Source organism: Oscillospiraceae bacterium, from assembly GCA_015067255.1.
In the GTDB taxonomy this organism is placed as follows: Bacteria; Bacillota; Clostridia; order Oscillospirales; family SIG519; genus SIG519.
Genome location: SVMS01000018.1, coordinates 1 through 15885 on the forward strand (window position 1 = coordinate 1; position 15885 = coordinate 15885).

The window sequence follows — 15885 nt, forward strand, 5'->3', positions numbered from 1 at the left end:
GTGTTCTCGCATATCTACTATAACACTTATTTTGAATTCAGTCGAGTATTTTCGTTGTATTTGTCCCTTTTTTGCCATAAAAATATGCACCTCCAAAAGTGTCTAACTTTTGGGGTGCATATCAAAATGTTTTTGCAGTCCTTTGTTATTGCATACTTTTCAAACTTGAAAATTTTTACTTGATAATGCAGTATAATTGTGGTAAACTAATAATTGCCAAACTAATTGAATAAAATAAGACAAGAGCTTTTTATATTTTAAAGCTCTATTTCTGCATCTTTTCAACAGTCTGTGAATTTGATAAAAACGCAAATTCCTTTTGGGGTTGATTAGATGTATGTTCTTGTCTTATCCAATTAGTTTGGCGACTATTGGAGTTTGCGTTTTTTGTGCGTCTGCTTCGGTAGGCGCATTTTTTTATTATTAATTTTTGGAGGTTTTATTATGAGTATTGTCAAAAATATCAGGCACTTAATCTCTTTTTTGCTGTGTGTTGCGTTGGTAGCAACCCTTATGCCTATGGGTGTATTTACCGTCAGTGCAGGAGATATCGTAGAGTATCATTATACATATACTGTTTCAAACGGTGAGGCAACAATAACAGGTTGCGACACTTCAATAAGTGGCGATGTTACTATCCCTTCAACCTTAGACGGTTATCCGGTTACAAGCATAGGTGATGAAGCATTTTATTATTGTTATAGTCTTACAAGGATAACAATTCCCGATAGTGTTACAAGCATAAGTGATAGTGCGTTTTCTTATTGTTTAAGTCTTACAAATATAACTGTAGATTCCAAAAATATTGCATATACTTCGATTGATGGGGTTTTATTTAACAAAAACAAAAGTAAAATAATATGTTATCCGGCAGGAAAAACAGCATCGTCATATGTCATTCCCGACGGTGTTACAAGCATAGGTAATTGTGCATTCTTCTATTGCTCAAACCTTACAAACATAACAATTCCCGATAGTGTTACAAGTATAAACGAATATGCATTTTATATTTGTTTAAGTCTTACAAATATAACTGTAGATTCTAAAAATATTGCATATACTTCGATTGATGGGGTTTTATTTAACAAAAACAAAAGTAAAATAATATGTTATCCGGTAGGAAAAACAGCATCGTCATATGTCATTCCCGATGGTGTTACAAGCATAGGCAATTGCGCATTCTTCTATTGCTCAAACCTTATGAATATAACAATCCCTGATAGTGTTACAAGTATAAGTTATGGTGCATTTTCTTATTGTTCGAGCCTTACAAGGATAACAATTCCCGACGGTGTTATAAGCATAGGTGATGAAGCATTTTATAATTGCGCAAGCTTAACAAGTATAGTGATTCCCAATAGCGTTACAAGTATAGGGGATTATGTATTTTATTATTGTTTAAGTCTTACAAATATAACTGTAGATTCCGAAAATATTGCATATACTTCGATTGATGGGGTTTTATTTAACAAAAACAAAAGTCAAATAATATGCTATCCGGCAGGAAAAACAGCATCATCATATATAATCCCAAATAGTGTTGCAAGTATAGGAAATGGCGCTTTTGGTGCTTGCTCAAGTATTATAAGTATAACTATTCCTAATAGTGTTACAAGTATAGGCTCTTTTGCATTTTATAATTGCTCAAATCTCACAAGTATAAACATACCAGACAATGTTACAAGTATAGGTGATTATACATTTTTTTATTGCTCGAACCTTACAAGTATAACAATCCCTAACGGTGTTACAAGTATAGGCGTTTATACATTTGCTTATTGCTCGAGCCTTACAAATGTAACAATTCCCGATAGTGTTACAAGTATAAACGAATATGCGTTTTATAATTGCAAGAGTTTAACAAGTATAACAATTCCTAACGGTGTTACAAGTATAGGTAGTTCTGCATTTGAGTTTTGCTCAAGCCTAAAAAATATAAGTATACCTAATAGTGTTACGAATATAGGCTATTATACATTTGCCTATTGTTCAAGTCTCACAAGTATAAAAATCCCTGATGGTGTTACAAGTATAGGCGAGCGTGCGTTTGAGGGTTGCAGGGGCCTTACAACTATAAATATACCAGATAGTGTTACAAGTATAGGTGATTATGCATTTTTTCAGTGTTCAAGCCTTATAGGTATAGTGCTTCCCGACGGTATTGCAAGTATAGGTGATGAAGCATTTTGTTATTGTCGTAGTCTTACAACTATAAATATACCAGATAGTGTTACATATATAGGACATGGAGCTTTTTCTGATTGCAATAGTCTTACAATGATAACAATCCCCAACAGCGTTAAAAGTATAGGTGATTATGCATTTTATGGTTGTTCGAGTCTTACAAGTATAAACATTCCCGACAGTGTTACAAGCATAGGTTATGGTGCATTTTATGGTTGTTCGAGCTTTACAAGTATAACCATTCCTGACAGTGTTACAAGTATAGGTGACAGTGCATTTGCTCAGTGCTCAAATCTTATAAATGTAAATATACCTGACAGTGTTACAAGCATAGGTGTTTATACATTTGCTTATTGCTCGAGCCTTTCAAGTTTAGTTATTCCCGACAGCGTTACAAGTATAGGCGATGATGCATTTTATAATTGCGAAAGCTTAACAAGTATAACTATACCCGATAGTGTTACGAGTATAGGTAGTTCTGCATTTGAGTTTTGCTCAAGCCTAAAAAATATAAATATACCAAATAGTGTTACAAGTATAGGTGATAGTGCATTTGCTCGGTGCTCAAGGCTTATAAGTATAACTATTCCCGACAGTGTTACAAGTATGGGCAATTATGCATTTTCTAATTGCGCAAGCCTTACAAGTGTAATCATCGGTAACAATGTTACAAGAATAGGTTTGGATGCGTTTTATAATTGTTCAAGCCTTACAAGCATAACAATTCACGACAGCGTTACATATATAAGTTGGGATGCATTTTACGGTTGTTCAGTTTTGACAGATGTATTTTATTCAGGTACAGAGGAAGAATGGGCAAATATTTCAATAAATGATGGCAACGATTATTTAACAAATGCCAATATCCATTATAACTACACAGAAAACGAAGCTGTTGAGGGCGACACTAACGGCGACGGAGAGATAAATGTTCTTGATGCCATAAGTTTGAGAAACAGCTTATTGGGAAAAGGTACTGACAACGAAAAGGCAGATATGAACGGAGATTCGGTTTTTGACATTTATGATTTGCTGATATTGAAAGCGATGATTTTTAATAATGTGCCGTAAGGTATATTATCTCGTTGCCGTAGGCAACATATCGCAAATTCCGTGAGGGATTTATATCGCTTTTTGTCGATATACTCGCTTTGCTCGTGCGATATATTTCGCACTACGCTAAAATGCGATATAATCGTCCTTACAGGTCGATTGCGATATAATGTAAATTACTTACGCAATTTACATTGATACATTAATAAGGCTGTAAAAAACTTTTGTTTTTTACAGCCTTATTTCATATTTCCTTTTTTAATTAAATACTATAACGCCTATGTCGTTGAAAAAGCTATTTACTGCTTTTGAGAGGGCGGGGGTTATTCTGTTTTCATTATAAAGCTTATCGGCTATTTTGTTTGCAAGCTTTAGAAGCTCCATATCTGAATATATACTGCCGATTTTGAGCAGCGGTAAGCCGTGCTGACGTTGACCGAAGAAATCACCGGGGCCTCTCAGCTCTAAATCCTTTTGGCTGATAACAAAGCCGTCATTGGTCTGTGTCATAATTCTAAGACGCTCCAAGGTCTTTTCAGACTTATTGTCAGACATAAGTATACAGTAGGATTTATGCTCACCTCTGCCGACTCTTCCTCTTAGCTGATGAAGCTGAGAAAGACCGAAGCGCTCAGCGTTTTCAATAACCATAAGCGTTGCATTGGGAACGTCTATACCTACCTCGATAACAGTTGTAGCAAGCAGTATTTTAGTTTCTCCCTTTGCAAAGCTCTGCATTATCTTTTCTTTTTCAGAGGGCTTGAGTCTGCCGTGAACAAAGCCGCAGGAAATTTCGGGGAAATTATCCTTCAAGTTTTCAAAATAGCTGTCAACAGCCTTTAGCTCTGTTTTATCGTTTTGCTCCACCAAGGGACATACTATATAGACCTGTCTGCCTTGGGTACATTGGTCCTTGATATAGCCGTTAAGGCGCTGACGGTAGCTTTCATCGCACAAAAAGGTGGATATCTTTTTTCTGCCCGGGGGAAGCTCATCAATAATTGAAATATCCAAATCACCGTAAATAATCAAGCCTAAGGTACGGGGAATAGGAGTGGCAGACATAACGAGAGTATGAGGATTTCTGCCCTTTGACGAAAGAAGGCTTCTTTGACGTACACCAAAGCGATGCTGTTCGTCGGTAATAACAAGGCCTAATTTATCAAATTCTATATATTCTTCAATAAGTGTATGAGTACCTATAAGTAAATCAAATTCTTTATTTGATGCCGCATTAGCTATTTTGAGCTTTTGGGACTTTGTCATACTTCCTGTTATAAGTCCTATTTTAATATTGTCGGGAAGTAAAGAAAGCATAGCCTTATAATGCTGTTGAGCAAGGATTTCTGTGGGTGCCATTAGGGCGGATTGCAATCCGTTCGAAGAAGCAGCATAAATAAGAGCTGCACTTACTGCTGTTTTACCCGAGCCTACATCACCTTGGACAAGGCGGGACATAGGAATATCCTTTGTCATATCGGCTAAACATTCACTTATAACTCTGTTTTGAGCATTGGTAAGCTTAAAGGGTAAGTTAGAAAGAAAGGGGGAAATATCGGTATTTGAGATTGAAAGCTCTGTTTTCTGACGGTTTCTTGTTTTAAGCTTTAAAAGTCCCAATCTGAATTTTATGAATTCTTCAATAACTAAATATTTTCTTGCCTCATTAAGCTGTTCAAAGGTTTTAGGATTGTGAATATAAAGAAGCGATTTTTTTAAGCCTATAAGGGACAGCTTTTCAAGAATTTCACTTTCAAGGGGCTCTTCCATTTGTTCGGGAAGCATAGAAAGGGCTGACTTTACACAAGAGGCTACAATATTTCTTGAAAGACCGCTTGTGAGAGGATAAACGGGAATAATGCGGCCGTTTTCGTTATCCTCATTTAAAGGCTCAATTTCGGGAGAGGTCATTTCACGTCTGAAATATGTACCTTGAATTTTTCCTGTGAAAATATAGCTTTGACCGACCTTTAGCTTTGCCGCAAGAAATTTTTGATTAAAAAGGGTAATTTGCATATCTGTAACGTGGTCAGTAACTGTGAATTTATAAATTAAAAGTCCGCCCTTGACCTTAGCTTCTTTAATGGGAGAAGAAATCTCTGCAATAACAGTTGCATTTTCATAAAGCTGAGTCTGGTCAAGAGAGGATATTTTTGTTCTGTCTAAATAAGTTCTGGGATAAAAATGAAGCAAGTCTCCTATAGTTCTGACATTAAGGCGAGCAAAAAGAAGGGCGCGCTTTTCTCCCACGCCCTTTAAAAATCTTATATCAGTATTGAATAATTTGTCCATATTTAATCCTACTGTTCTATATAGTAAACCTTAAGTATGAGCTCTAATAATTTTTGATTGTCCACGTGATATTCGGCGTATTGCTCGCCCATTTTCATTTCTCCCGGGATAGTAATAATTTCTCCCAAGGACATATTTTTTGACAGGAATATTGAAGCAAGGTAAGTAACCTCGTTTAAGTCAATATTTGTATGGGAAAATTTTGAAGCTGTATTAAAAATATCTGTCAGCACTAAAAAGTTTTGCTTTACTTTTTTAATAAGCTTATTTGAATATGCTTTTACATACTGTAATTGACGTTGCTGTCTTAGAGAATCGGAAAAATTGTTTTCTTTGTCTCTGTATCTTATATATTCTGCGGCATCCTTACCCATAAGAGTAATCTCTTTGCCCTTTTCGTATTTACCGTCTAAGAAGCTTTCGAGGCTTTCAAGAGTTACTCCGCCAACGGCATCGTTTAAAGGGGCAATAGCTGCAATATCAATAGAGTAATAAGCGTTGATTGGCATTCCGTATAAAACTCGTTCTAATGATTTTACAACGTTTTCACAGCTGCTTTTTTTACCGTCGCCATAAGCAAAGGAAAGACATATCTGGCTTTTTTCTATGCCTATATATTTTCCGTTTGGAGAATATATATCAATATCAGCCATAGTGTCACGGGGAATTAAAAGCAAAACAAGCTTTCCTGTTTCAACGTCAAAGGCGCATACAATCAAAAAGTCGGATTGACCTGCTGTGCCGATTACACTCTCAGAAATCTTTTCATTGTCAACACCGATAAATGCACCTGATATAATGTTTTCATTGAGCTTATAGGTTTTGCCGTTGTAAACAACTGTTTTTCCGTCATTATAGCTTATTTCAACGTCAGACACAATAAGAGAGGAAACGTCATCGTTATTTAAAAGCTGTTTTTTTCCTATGTTCATCATTACAGACAAAGCAATAACGGCAGTTAAAGAAACTGCCGCTAAAATACTTACAATTATAAGGATAATTTTAAGGGATTTGCTCATATTTTTACACATCCAAAAAGCAAAGGAAATTTATTTTTTCTTTGTGCGCTGTGTATTTTCCAATACGCCGCAAACAAGATATCTTGAACGATTTTCTCCTGTTATACAAGTGCTTAATACAACAACCTTGTCTTTAGCTTTAAGCTCAATGCCTTCTCTTGCGTTTTTAACAAGTGAAACAGGGTTTGCTACAACGTCATAAAAGCTTAGAAGAGAGTTAGTGTCATTCATATTATAGGCGTTTAAAATATGACGGTCATCAAACTTAAAAGCACTTACAATTTTATAGGTTAATATTTTTGATTCTGTGTATATATAAAAATATTCGTGTTCATTAAAAAAGTCTGCATTTTCAAAATAATGAAGCGTAGTAAACATCAAATCACGGGAAGCGGAATTATGCCCGTAAATAACAGTTACAGGGTCCTGAAAATCCTTTCTGTTTACCGCCTGAGTATATATGCTTCCTAAATCGTAAGGCTTTTTCTCAACAGAGTGAGTTAAATAAAAATCGTCATTATCCGTTTGCAAAATAGGATAGTCAACCTTTGTGCCGGGGACAGTTATCCAAGCATATATATCCTCATTTATCTGCTTATGAGAAGCAAAATCAATGGGGTTTTCGGGCAAATCTGAATCTTCGGATTCGGAGCTTACTTGGGAATTGTTAGATGCCATTTCGCTGTAAATCTTATCGGTAAGATAATCTTTATAAAGCTTAAAAGCTATAAAGCCGGCAGAAACAAGCGTAATAAGACTTAACAATATTATCAGTATAATCCATATTTTTTTGTTTTTTGAATTGCTTTCCATTTGATAAATTGCGGTAAAAATTTACCGCCCTTTCTTTACCATATATAAAAAAGCCTTGTTCATTTTTACAAATAAGCAAGGCTTTTAGTACTGTTTTAAATTTTAGAGCTTAGATAAGAGCTTTTTTGAAAACAACCAAAGCACCTGCAACGCATACTACTGCCAATACAGCAGCAACATAAACGCTTATATCCATAACGCCTGTTCCGGGAGCCTTAGGGTCTTTTTTAAAGAAACCAATAATTTTAACGCCGTCATCTAAAGGCTCAATAACAATTTCCTTTGATTCAAGACTGCCGGAAATTATTTTATAATCACCGGTAATTCCCCATTTGTCAAAGATGTTTCCGCTTGTGGGAGTAGAAATAACCTTTATTGCGCCGTTGGGAGCAGGCTCAGTTTTTACAGTACCGGAGCCTTCGGGGGAAACTTCAACAGTATAGTCAAACTTTGTTCCTGCTTCAGGGCTGTCAGCAGCAAGAACACCAAAAGAAAATGTTAATAACATAATAGCTATTAAAGAAAAAGAAACTAAAGTTTTCATATAAAAATATCCTTTCAATATAAATTTAGATTTATAGGTATTATTATAATATCATTTTTAAATTGATATGTCAAGTAAAAAATAAGGTGAATATATTGTAAAAATAGACATATTTTGAGTTGTTTTTTTTACACTTAAGTAGTATAATGAGTTTAATATATCAAATTTTAAAAATGGTGATTTTATGCCTAAGTTTTTTGATTTGTCAATAAATAAAAATTGTGAAAAAATAGTTTTAACAGGTGAAAATGCGCATCATATAGGAAAGGTGCTGAGATGTCGTATTGGGGACAGTATTACTGTCTGCGACGGAAAATGCACCGATTTTGTTTGCACAATAAGCGACATAAGCAAGGACGAGGTTTTTTTAGATGTTCAAAAAACAGAAAAATGTAAAGAGCCATCCTATGAGGCTGTGCTTTATCAGGCTTTACCAAAAGGGGATAAAACAGAGCTTATTATTCAAAAAGCTGTTGAGCTTGGAGTAAGAAGAATAGTTCTCTTTTCTTCCCAAAACTGTGTTGTTAAATTTGATAAAAAATCAGTTAACTCAAAGCTTGAAAGATATAATGCAGTTTCCCTTTCCGCTGCAAAGCAGTGTTTAAGAGGAATTGTTCCGAAAATTGAATATTTACCCGATTTGGACAGTGTTCTGGAGGATATTAGCCAATACGATAAAAAGATTCTCTTTTATGAAGGAAAAAATACGGTATTTATTAAAAGCATTATTAAAGATAAAATGCCAAAGAGTATTGGATTTATAATAGGCTCAGAGGGTGGCTTTACTCCAAAAGAAGCTGAAAAATGCGCTCTTAAAGGACTTGATTTGGCAGGTCTGGGCGACAGAATTTTAAGAACCGAAACAGCTTCTCTTTGCGCACTTGCAATGTTAATGTATGAAGAAAATTAAAAAGGGGATGTAAAAAAAGCGCAGAGCGCATAAAACAAGTAAATATTTGTTTTATGCTATCTGCCAATTTCGCCCTCGGCGTACCTCTGTACGCCGTCGGGTGACCGCCAACAATATATTGTCGGCGCAAAATTGACAGATTCTGCACCTTTTTTCCTATCCCCTAAAAAACGAAGCTGTAAAAAACGAAAGTTTTTTACAGCTTTTTACTTGCAAATTATTCAGCAGCTTCTTCGCTTGCAGCTTCAACAGCTTCGTCAACTACGTCTTCATCTATTTCTTCTGTTATAAAGGGAATTTCTTCCTCTTCATTTCCCTCAAAAGCAGGAGTATATTCAGAATAATCAACAGCGTCAAGCTCGTCTAAGAAATCAATCTCTTCCATAGCCATAACCTTAAGTCTGTGAGCCATACCGAAGAGAAGAAGAGCAATACCGCCGTAAAGGGCAATAGCTGTCAGAACAGGCATAAGATAAGTTTGATAGATAGCAGGATTTGAGCTAAACAAATCAATGATATCACTAAAAGCCATTCCTTCCTGAGATATAGCATCAAAAAATGCTTTAACGCCGATAATTCCGAAGATAAAGTTGATTACTGCGATGATTGTTGTTACAATTGCGCCGATATAAAGGAGAATGGACATTGTCTTAGTTTTTGATGACATAATAAAAACCTTTCTGCTCACATATTATTTTTGCACCATACCGTGAGCAGATACAGTGAAAACAATACTGAATTAACAGTATAATAAACCTTTAAAATTTTACCATTTTTTAAAATGGCAGTCAAGCAAAAAGAAAAACTTTAAAAATAATTTAACAAATTATTTAACGGAAAAACAAAAAATAGTATGAAAGAAAAACAATAATGCTTTGAGCTATTAAAAGCAGAGGGACAGATATAAAAAACAACGGTTTTCTTATTTTATGGCGGAAAAACAACATTCCCGCTAACATACCTAAAGAGCCAAAGAAAATGGACAAACGTATCATAAAAGATTCTCTTATTCTCATTCTGTTACGCCGTGCATAATCTTTATCTTTTGCACATACAGAAAAAGATATAATGTTTATACCAACCAAAAGGGTTGTTATCCCAAGCATCAAATATCCTTTCACAATAAAATCTCCTTATTTTATAATTAAGGAACTTCCTGTCATTTCGTTGGGTTTTTCTATATTCATAATATCTAAAATAGTAGGAGCGATGTCAGCAAGACAACCGCCTTCTCTTAATTTTACACCCTCTTGTGTAACAATAAAAGGAACGGGATTTGTGGTGTGTGCAGTAAAGGGAGAAACACCGTCATCCTCAAGCATTTTATCTGCATTTCCGTGGTCTGCGGTAATAAGACAGATACCGCCTGCCTCAACAACGCTATTATAAACTTTTTGAACACAGTTGTCAACTGCCTTGACAGCGCTCTGAGCTGCTTCGATAATTCCTGTATGTCCTACCATATCGCAGTTTGCAAAATTAAGAACTATAAGGTCATATTTTCCGCTTAAAATTCTTTCGCAAACGCTGTCACAAACCTCGTTGGCAGACATCTCAGGCTGTAAATCATAGGTTGCAACCTTTGGAGAGGGGATAAGGACTCTGTCCTCACCGTCATAAACAGCTTCAACGCCTCCGTTGAAAAAGAAGGTAACGTGAGCGTATTTTTCTGTTTCTGCAATTCTGAGCTGTGATTTGTTTTGCTTGCTTAAATATTCACCCAAAGTGTTGGTAAGAGTCTGAGGCTTGAAAGCAACCTCTACGTTGGGCATTGTTGCATCGTATTGAGTAAAGCAGATATAAGTTAAAGGGAAAAATCCGTTTCTTCTTTCAAAGCCGTTGAAATCAGGGTCGACAAAGGTTCTGGTGATTTCTCTTGCTCTGTCGGGACGAAAATTAAAGAAAATAACGCTGTCATTAGCGGATAAGCCCTCGTAAGATTCGTTTATAATGGGGATTATAAATTCGTCGGTTATGTTTTCAGCATAGGATTTTTCTATTGCTGCTACAGGATTTGAGCTGTGCTCACCCTCTGCATAAACGATAGCTGCATAGGCTCTCTCAACTCTTTCCCAACGGTTATCTCTGTCCATAGCGTAATAACGGCCTATAACAGTTCCGACTTTACCGACACCGATTTTTGCACATTGGTCAATAAGCTCACGTACAAAATCCTTTCCGCTGGTGGGAGCAACGTCTCTTCCGTCCATAATAGCGTGAACGTAAACCTTTTCCACACCCGACTTTTTAGCCATTTCCAAAAGGCCGTAAAGATGAGAGTTATGGCTGTGAACACCGCCGTCGGACAAAAGACCCATAAGATGCAAAGCTGAATTGTTAGCCTTGCAGTTGTCCATAGCTTTTTTCAAAGCTTCGTTTTCAAAAAAGTCGCCGTCGGAAATACTTTTTGTAATTCTTGTAAGCTCCTGATATACAATTCTGCCGGCACCTATATTTGTATGTCCAACCTCGGAGTTACCCATTTGTCCATCAGGAAGACCCACTGCCATTCCCGAAGCATTGAGTGAGGTTGTGGGATATTTTTTTGAAATTGCTTCAATGTTTGGAGCGTTATCTGTGATTGCATTTCCCTTTGTTTCAGGATTTATGCCGAATCCGTCCAAAATAGTTAAAACTATCGGTCTTTTCATTTATATTCAATCCTTTCAAGTATAGAGAAGAAAATTTATTTTGCGGCATTGATTATTACAGAGAAGTCCTCTGCTTTTAATGCGGCACCGCCGATAAGACCGCCGTCAACATTCACTTTAGACAAAAGCTCCTGTGCATTCTTTGCATTCATTGAACCGCCGTACTGAATTGTAAGCTTTTGTGCAGCATCTTCTCCGTAAAGCTCGCCAACAGCAGCTCTGATTACACCGCAGGTTTCGTCAGCCTGGTCGCTTGTAGCTGTTTTGCCTGTGCCGATAGCCCATACAGGCTCATAAGCGATAATGATTTTATCAAGGTCTTTTTCTTCGATTGTGTTTAATGCAATCTTTGTCTGCATTGAAACAACCTCGTTTGTTATGCCAAGCTCACGCTGTTCTAAAAGCTCGCCAACGCACACGATAGCAGTTAAACCGTTTGCAATAGCTGCCTTTGTTCTCTTGTTAACGGTAGCATCTGTTTCTCCGAAATACTGACGTCTTTCGCTGTGGCCTAAAACAACATATTCAACTCCGCACTCTTTAAGCATCTGAGCTGAAATTTCGCCTGTGAAAGCGCCTTTTTCTTCAAAGTGGCAGTTCTGAGCGCCAACCTTGATATTTGTACCCTTACACAACTCAACAGCTACAGCAATATCGGTAAAGGGAACACATATTACAACATCACAGGGAGCATCCTTTGCAAGAGGCTTAAGCTCTTCAATTAAAGCCTTAGCTTCAGAAGGAGTTTTGTTCATTTTCCAGTTTCCTGCAATAACAGCTTTTCTTATTTCTTTTTTCATTTTTATCTTTCCTTTCAAAACATTGTTAAGGTGACAAGAGCAATCAGAACTTGTCACCTTATTGTTATTTTAAATTATTTATCTTGTAGGCAAGCAATACCGGGAAGCTCAAGACCCTCAAGGAATTCAAGAGAAGCGCCGCCGCCTGTGGAAATGTGAGTCATCTTATCAGCAAAGCCGAGTTTCTGAACAGCTGCAGCAGAGTCACCGCCGCCGATGATGGAAATTGCGCCGCTGTCTGCAACGGCTTTAGCTACTGCGATTGTACCGCCTGCAAAGTTTTCCCACTCAGAAACGCCCATAGGTCCGTTCCATACAACAGTACCTGCATCTTTAATAGCGTTGCAGAACAGCTCTCTTGTTTTCTCGCCGATATCAAGACCCATCCAACCGTCAGGAATATTGTCGCTGTCAATAGTTCTGAACTCGGAATCAGCCTTATACTCTGTAGCAATAACGTTATCAAAGGGAATAAGAAGCTTTACGCCTTTTTCCTCAGCCTTTGCCATAAGCTCTTTAGCTAAGTCTAATTTATCTTCTTCGCAAATGGAAGTACCGATAGGAAATCCTTTTGCTTTGATAAAGGTATAAGCCATACCGCCGCCGATGATAAGAGTATCAACCTTTTCTAAGAGATTGGTGATAACACCGATTTTATCGGAAACCTTAGCACCGCCGAGAATAGCAACGAAGGGACGCTTGGGATTGGAAAGAGCGCCGCCCATAATGCGAATTTCTTTTTCAATAAGATAGCCGCTGACAGCAGGAATATAATCAGCAACGCCTGCAGTGGAAGCGTGTGCACGGTGAGAAGTACCGAAAGCGTCATTTACAAAAATTTCGCCAAAGCTTGCAAGCTCTTTTGCAAAGGAAGGCTCATTTTTGGTTTCTTCTTTATGGAAACGTACGTTTTCAAGTAAAAGGATTTCTCCCTCTTTAAGTGCAGCAGCCTTAGCCTTTGCATCTTCACCGATAACGTCCTTAGCCATAATAACGTTTACGTTTAAAAGCTCAGCAAGCTTCTTTGCAACGGGAGCAAGAGAAAATTTATCGTTGAATTCTCCCTTAGGTCTGCCCAAATGAGAGCAAAGAACGATTTTTGCATTTTTGCTTAAAAGATATTTGATTGTAGGAAGAGATTCAATAATTCTTTTAGCAGATGTAATATTCTGATTTTCGTCTAAGGGTACGTTAAAGTCACAACGTACTAAAACTCTCTTATTGCTTACGCAAATGTCTTCGATGGATTTTTTGTTAAACATATTTACTCTCCTATTTTTTTAATAGTCATTTACATTTTGAAACCAATATATATTATAAAGGATTAAGGAAAATTTTGCAATAGATATTGTTAAAAAATGAACAAACTTTTTTACAAAAAATAATGTGAATTAAACCCTGTTTTTTATATAATATATAAATTATTTATTTAATAGCTCATACAGAGCAGTTGCCGCAAGAATATAACTGTCAGAGCCAAAACCGCATATAGAGCCTATGCATACGGGGGAGATGACAGATGTGTGTCTGAACTCTTCACGCTTGAAAACGTTTGACATATGAACCTCTACACAGGGAAGACCGATAGCCGCTATAGCATCACGTATTGCATAGCTGTAATGGGTGTATGCTCCTGCGTTGATTATTATGCCGTCAAACTCTTTTGCGCTCATATGAAGCTTGTCAATAATAGCGCCTTCGCAGTTGCTTTGGAAAAATTCACTTTCCATTTTTAATTTTGAAATGTGGTTTTGAACCTTTTCATTGATATCAGCAAGGGTTTCTCTGCCGTAAATATCAGGCTCTCTTGTACCTAAAAGATTGAGATTAGGACCGTTTATTACTAATATTTTCATTTTCTTTTCTTCCTTTTATTAAACTTCTGTAATAACAACTAAAATCATAGGCTTTCTCTTTGTTTTCTCATAGAGATAATCGGAAAGATGCTCCTTGACTTTGGTTTTGACGGCAGTCCAGTCAGCTGAAGTACCTTCATATTTTTCCATAGTATCCTTGCAGACCTCTTTTATGCCTTCAATAAGTCCTTCGGATTCACGCATATATACAAAGCCTCTTGAAACTATATCAGGACCTGTAAGCAGTGTTCTTGTTATACTGTCAAGAGTTGCAACTACAACAATAAGTCCGTCCTGAGCAAGATGCTTTCTGTCACGCAAAACAATGTTTCCAACGTCGCCGACTCCCAAGCCGTCAACCATAACTCTGCCTGACGGAACAGAACCGTTTATTTTTGCGCCCTGACTGCCTATTTCAAGCACAGAGCCAATATCCATAATAAATACGTTGCGAGGGTCCATTCCCATATATTTTGCTATACCTGCGCTCTTTTTAAGGTGACGGAATTCTCCGTGTACGGGAATAAAATATTTGGGCTTTATCAACGAAAGCATAAGCTTAAGCTCTTCCTGACAGGCATGTCCCGAAACGTGAATTTCGGAGGAGGATTCATAGATAACCTCTGCGCCGCATTTGAAAAGCTCGTTTATAACTCTTGAAACAAGCTTTTCGTTTCCGGGAATGGGAGATGCGGAAACTACAACTAAGTCGTTGACATTAAGCTCAACTTTTTTGTGGTCGGAAAATGCCATTCTGTAAAGACCTGACATTGGCTCACCCTGAGAGCCGGTTGTAATAATAGTAATTTTATCCTGAGGATAGCGGGAAATAGCATCAATATCAATTAAAACGCCCTCGGGTACGTGCATATAGCCTAATTGAATAGCAACCTTAACTATATTCACCATACTTCTTCCCGAAACCGCAACCTTTCTGCCGTATCTTGCAGAGGCATCTATTGCCTGCTGAACACGGTGAACGTTTGAAGCAAAGGTTGCTATTATAAGACGTCTGCCCGCTGCATCGTGGAAAATAGCGTCAAAGGATTCTCCTACTTTTCGCTCAGAGGTAGCAAAGCCGGGACGTTCAACATTTGTTGAATCCATCATAAGCGCCAAAACGCCTTTTTTTCCAAGCTCACCCAAGCGTGCAAGGTCTATCATTTCACCCTGTATGGGAGTAACGTCTATTTTAAAATCGCCTGTGTGAACTATTGTTCCCAAAGGAGTTTTTATTGCCAACGCTGCAGCGTCTGCAATAGAGTGGTTAACTCTTATAAATTCAACAGAAAAACAGCCTAAATTGATTTTGCTTCCATGCTTAACCTCAATTAAATTTTTGGTGGAAACCTGTGCCTCTTTAAGCTTGTTAGCAACAATTCCCAATGTCAGCTTAGTGCCATATACAGGAATATCAAGCTGCTTCAAAACAATGGGAAGCGCTCCGATATGGTCCTCGTGACCGTGGGTTAAAACAATACCGTGAAGCTTATCCTTAATTTTCAAAAGATATGTTATATCGGGAATTACAAAGTCAATACCCAAAAGCTCATCGTCGGGGAAAGCCATACCGCAGTCCACAACAATTGCGTCATCCTCGTATTCAATAACGGTCATATTTTTTCCGATTTCGTTAAGACCGCCAAGAGGAATAATTTTTATTTTTTCATTTTTCACTAAATAACCTCCATAAAATAAAACTGCTTATTTTTTAAAACAGGCAACAACAAAGGACCTCCTTAAATTTAAAGGAGGTAATCCTA

The 15885-nt window shown here is 37.2% G+C and carries 13 protein-coding genes; 2 read left to right on the top strand and 11 right to left on the bottom strand.

Annotated features, from left to right (window positions below):
* Positions 1 to 444 precede the first annotated feature (444 nt).
* Positions 445 to 3255 carry a hypothetical protein gene (locus E7480_05385; GenBank protein MBE6904022.1) on the top strand — a complete coding sequence of 937 codons (2811 nt, stop codon included), beginning with the start codon at positions 445 to 447 and terminating at the stop codon, positions 3253 to 3255.
* A gap of 240 nt (positions 3256 to 3495) precedes the next feature.
* Here E7480_05385 and recG read toward each other — a convergent pair whose 3' ends face one another.
* The 4 genes from recG to E7480_05405 all read right to left on the bottom strand — a co-directional run bounded on the left by recG (position 3496) and on the right by E7480_05405 (position 7905).
* Positions 3496 to 5529, bottom strand: a complete 2034-nt coding sequence (gene recG, locus E7480_05390) for an ATP-dependent DNA helicase RecG (protein ID MBE6904023.1) — start codon at positions 5527 to 5529, stop codon at positions 3496 to 3498.
* An 8-nt stretch (positions 5530 to 5537) separates the two neighbouring features.
* Complete coding sequence (locus tag E7480_05395; GenBank protein MBE6904024.1) at positions 5538 to 6560, bottom strand: LytR family transcriptional regulator; 1023 nt, start codon at positions 6558 to 6560, stop codon at positions 5538 to 5540.
* An 18-nt stretch (positions 6561 to 6578) separates the two neighbouring features.
* Positions 6579 to 7361 carry a class B sortase gene (gene srtB / locus E7480_05400; protein ID MBE6904025.1) on the bottom strand — a complete coding sequence of 261 codons (783 nt, stop codon included), beginning with the start codon at positions 7359 to 7361 and terminating at the stop codon, positions 6579 to 6581.
* Positions 7362 to 7470: 109 nt separating this feature from the next.
* Positions 7471 to 7905 (bottom strand): hypothetical protein, encoded by a 435-nt coding sequence (locus E7480_05405; GenBank protein MBE6904026.1) that lies wholly within the window; start codon positions 7903 to 7905, stop codon positions 7471 to 7473.
* Positions 7906 to 8089: 184 nt separating this feature from the next.
* Between E7480_05405 and E7480_05410 the strand changes: the two genes are divergently transcribed.
* A complete protein-coding gene (locus E7480_05410; GenBank protein ID MBE6904027.1) occupies positions 8090 to 8815 on the top strand; it encodes a 16S rRNA (uracil(1498)-N(3))-methyltransferase in 726 nt (241 codons plus the stop codon).
* Positions 8816 to 9032: 217 nt separating this feature from the next.
* Here E7480_05410 and E7480_05415 read toward each other — a convergent pair whose 3' ends face one another.
* From E7480_05415 to E7480_05445, 7 genes are all read right to left on the bottom strand, one after another.
* A complete protein-coding gene (locus E7480_05415; protein MBE6904028.1) occupies positions 9033 to 9482 on the bottom strand; it encodes a hypothetical protein in 450 nt (149 codons plus the stop codon).
* Between the two features lie 163 nt (positions 9483 to 9645).
* Positions 9646 to 9936, bottom strand: a complete 291-nt coding sequence (locus E7480_05420) for a DUF1294 domain-containing protein (protein MBE6904029.1) — start codon at positions 9934 to 9936, stop codon at positions 9646 to 9648.
* A gap of 12 nt (positions 9937 to 9948) precedes the next feature.
* A complete protein-coding gene (locus tag E7480_05425; GenBank protein MBE6904030.1) occupies positions 9949 to 11466 on the bottom strand; it encodes a 2,3-bisphosphoglycerate-independent phosphoglycerate mutase in 1518 nt (505 codons plus the stop codon).
* Positions 11467 to 11501: 35 nt separating this feature from the next.
* Entirely contained in the window at positions 11502 to 12266 is a 765-nt protein-coding gene (locus E7480_05430) for a triose-phosphate isomerase (GenBank protein ID MBE6904031.1), read from the bottom strand.
* A 74-nt stretch (positions 12267 to 12340) separates the two neighbouring features.
* On the bottom strand, positions 12341 to 13528 hold the full coding sequence (gene pgk / locus E7480_05435; GenBank protein ID MBE6904032.1) for a phosphoglycerate kinase: 1188 nt from the start codon (positions 13526 to 13528) through the stop codon (positions 12341 to 12343).
* 159 nt (positions 13529 to 13687) lie between these two features.
* Positions 13688 to 14122, bottom strand: coding sequence for a type II 3-dehydroquinate dehydratase (gene aroQ / locus E7480_05440; GenBank protein ID MBE6904033.1), 435 nt, complete (start codon positions 14120 to 14122; stop codon positions 13688 to 13690).
* Positions 14123 to 14140: 18 nt separating this feature from the next.
* Positions 14141 to 15799, bottom strand: a complete 1659-nt coding sequence (locus E7480_05445; GenBank protein ID MBE6904034.1) for a ribonuclease J — start codon at positions 15797 to 15799, stop codon at positions 14141 to 14143.
* Positions 15800 to 15885 lie beyond the last annotated feature (86 nt).

What these genes read in the sequence shown, in the direction of transcription:
- E7480_05430 (MBE6904031.1), bottom strand. Translation starts at nt 12,266, where the DNA reads ATGAAAAAAGAAATAAGAAAAGCTGTTATTGCAGGAAACTGGAAAATG.
- E7480_05425 (MBE6904030.1), bottom strand. Translation starts at nt 11,466, where the DNA reads ATGAAAAGACCGATAGTTTTAACTATTTTGGACGGATTCGGCATAAAT.
- E7480_05415 (MBE6904028.1), bottom strand. Translation starts at nt 9,482, where the DNA reads ATGTCATCAAAAACTAAGACAATGTCCATTCTCCTTTATATCGGCGCA.
- E7480_05405 (MBE6904026.1), bottom strand. Translation starts at nt 7,905, where the DNA reads ATGAAAACTTTAGTTTCTTTTTCTTTAATAGCTATTATGTTATTAACA.
- E7480_05385 (MBE6904022.1), top strand. Translation starts at nt 445, where the DNA reads ATGAGTATTGTCAAAAATATCAGGCACTTAATCTCTTTTTTGCTGTGT.
- recG (MBE6904023.1), bottom strand. Translation starts at nt 5,529, where the DNA reads ATGGACAAATTATTCAATACTGATATAAGATTTTTAAAGGGCGTGGGA.
- E7480_05410 (MBE6904027.1), top strand. Translation starts at nt 8,090, where the DNA reads ATGCCTAAGTTTTTTGATTTGTCAATAAATAAAAATTGTGAAAAAATA.
- srtB (MBE6904025.1), bottom strand. Translation starts at nt 7,361, where the DNA reads ATGGAAAGCAATTCAAAAAACAAAAAAATATGGATTATACTGATAATA.
- aroQ (MBE6904033.1), bottom strand. Translation starts at nt 14,122, where the DNA reads ATGAAAATATTAGTAATAAACGGTCCTAATCTCAATCTTTTAGGTACA.
- pgk (MBE6904032.1), bottom strand. Translation starts at nt 13,528, where the DNA reads ATGTTTAACAAAAAATCCATCGAAGACATTTGCGTAAGCAATAAGAGA.
- E7480_05395 (MBE6904024.1), bottom strand. Translation starts at nt 6,560, where the DNA reads ATGTGTAAAAATATGAGCAAATCCCTTAAAATTATCCTTATAATTGTA.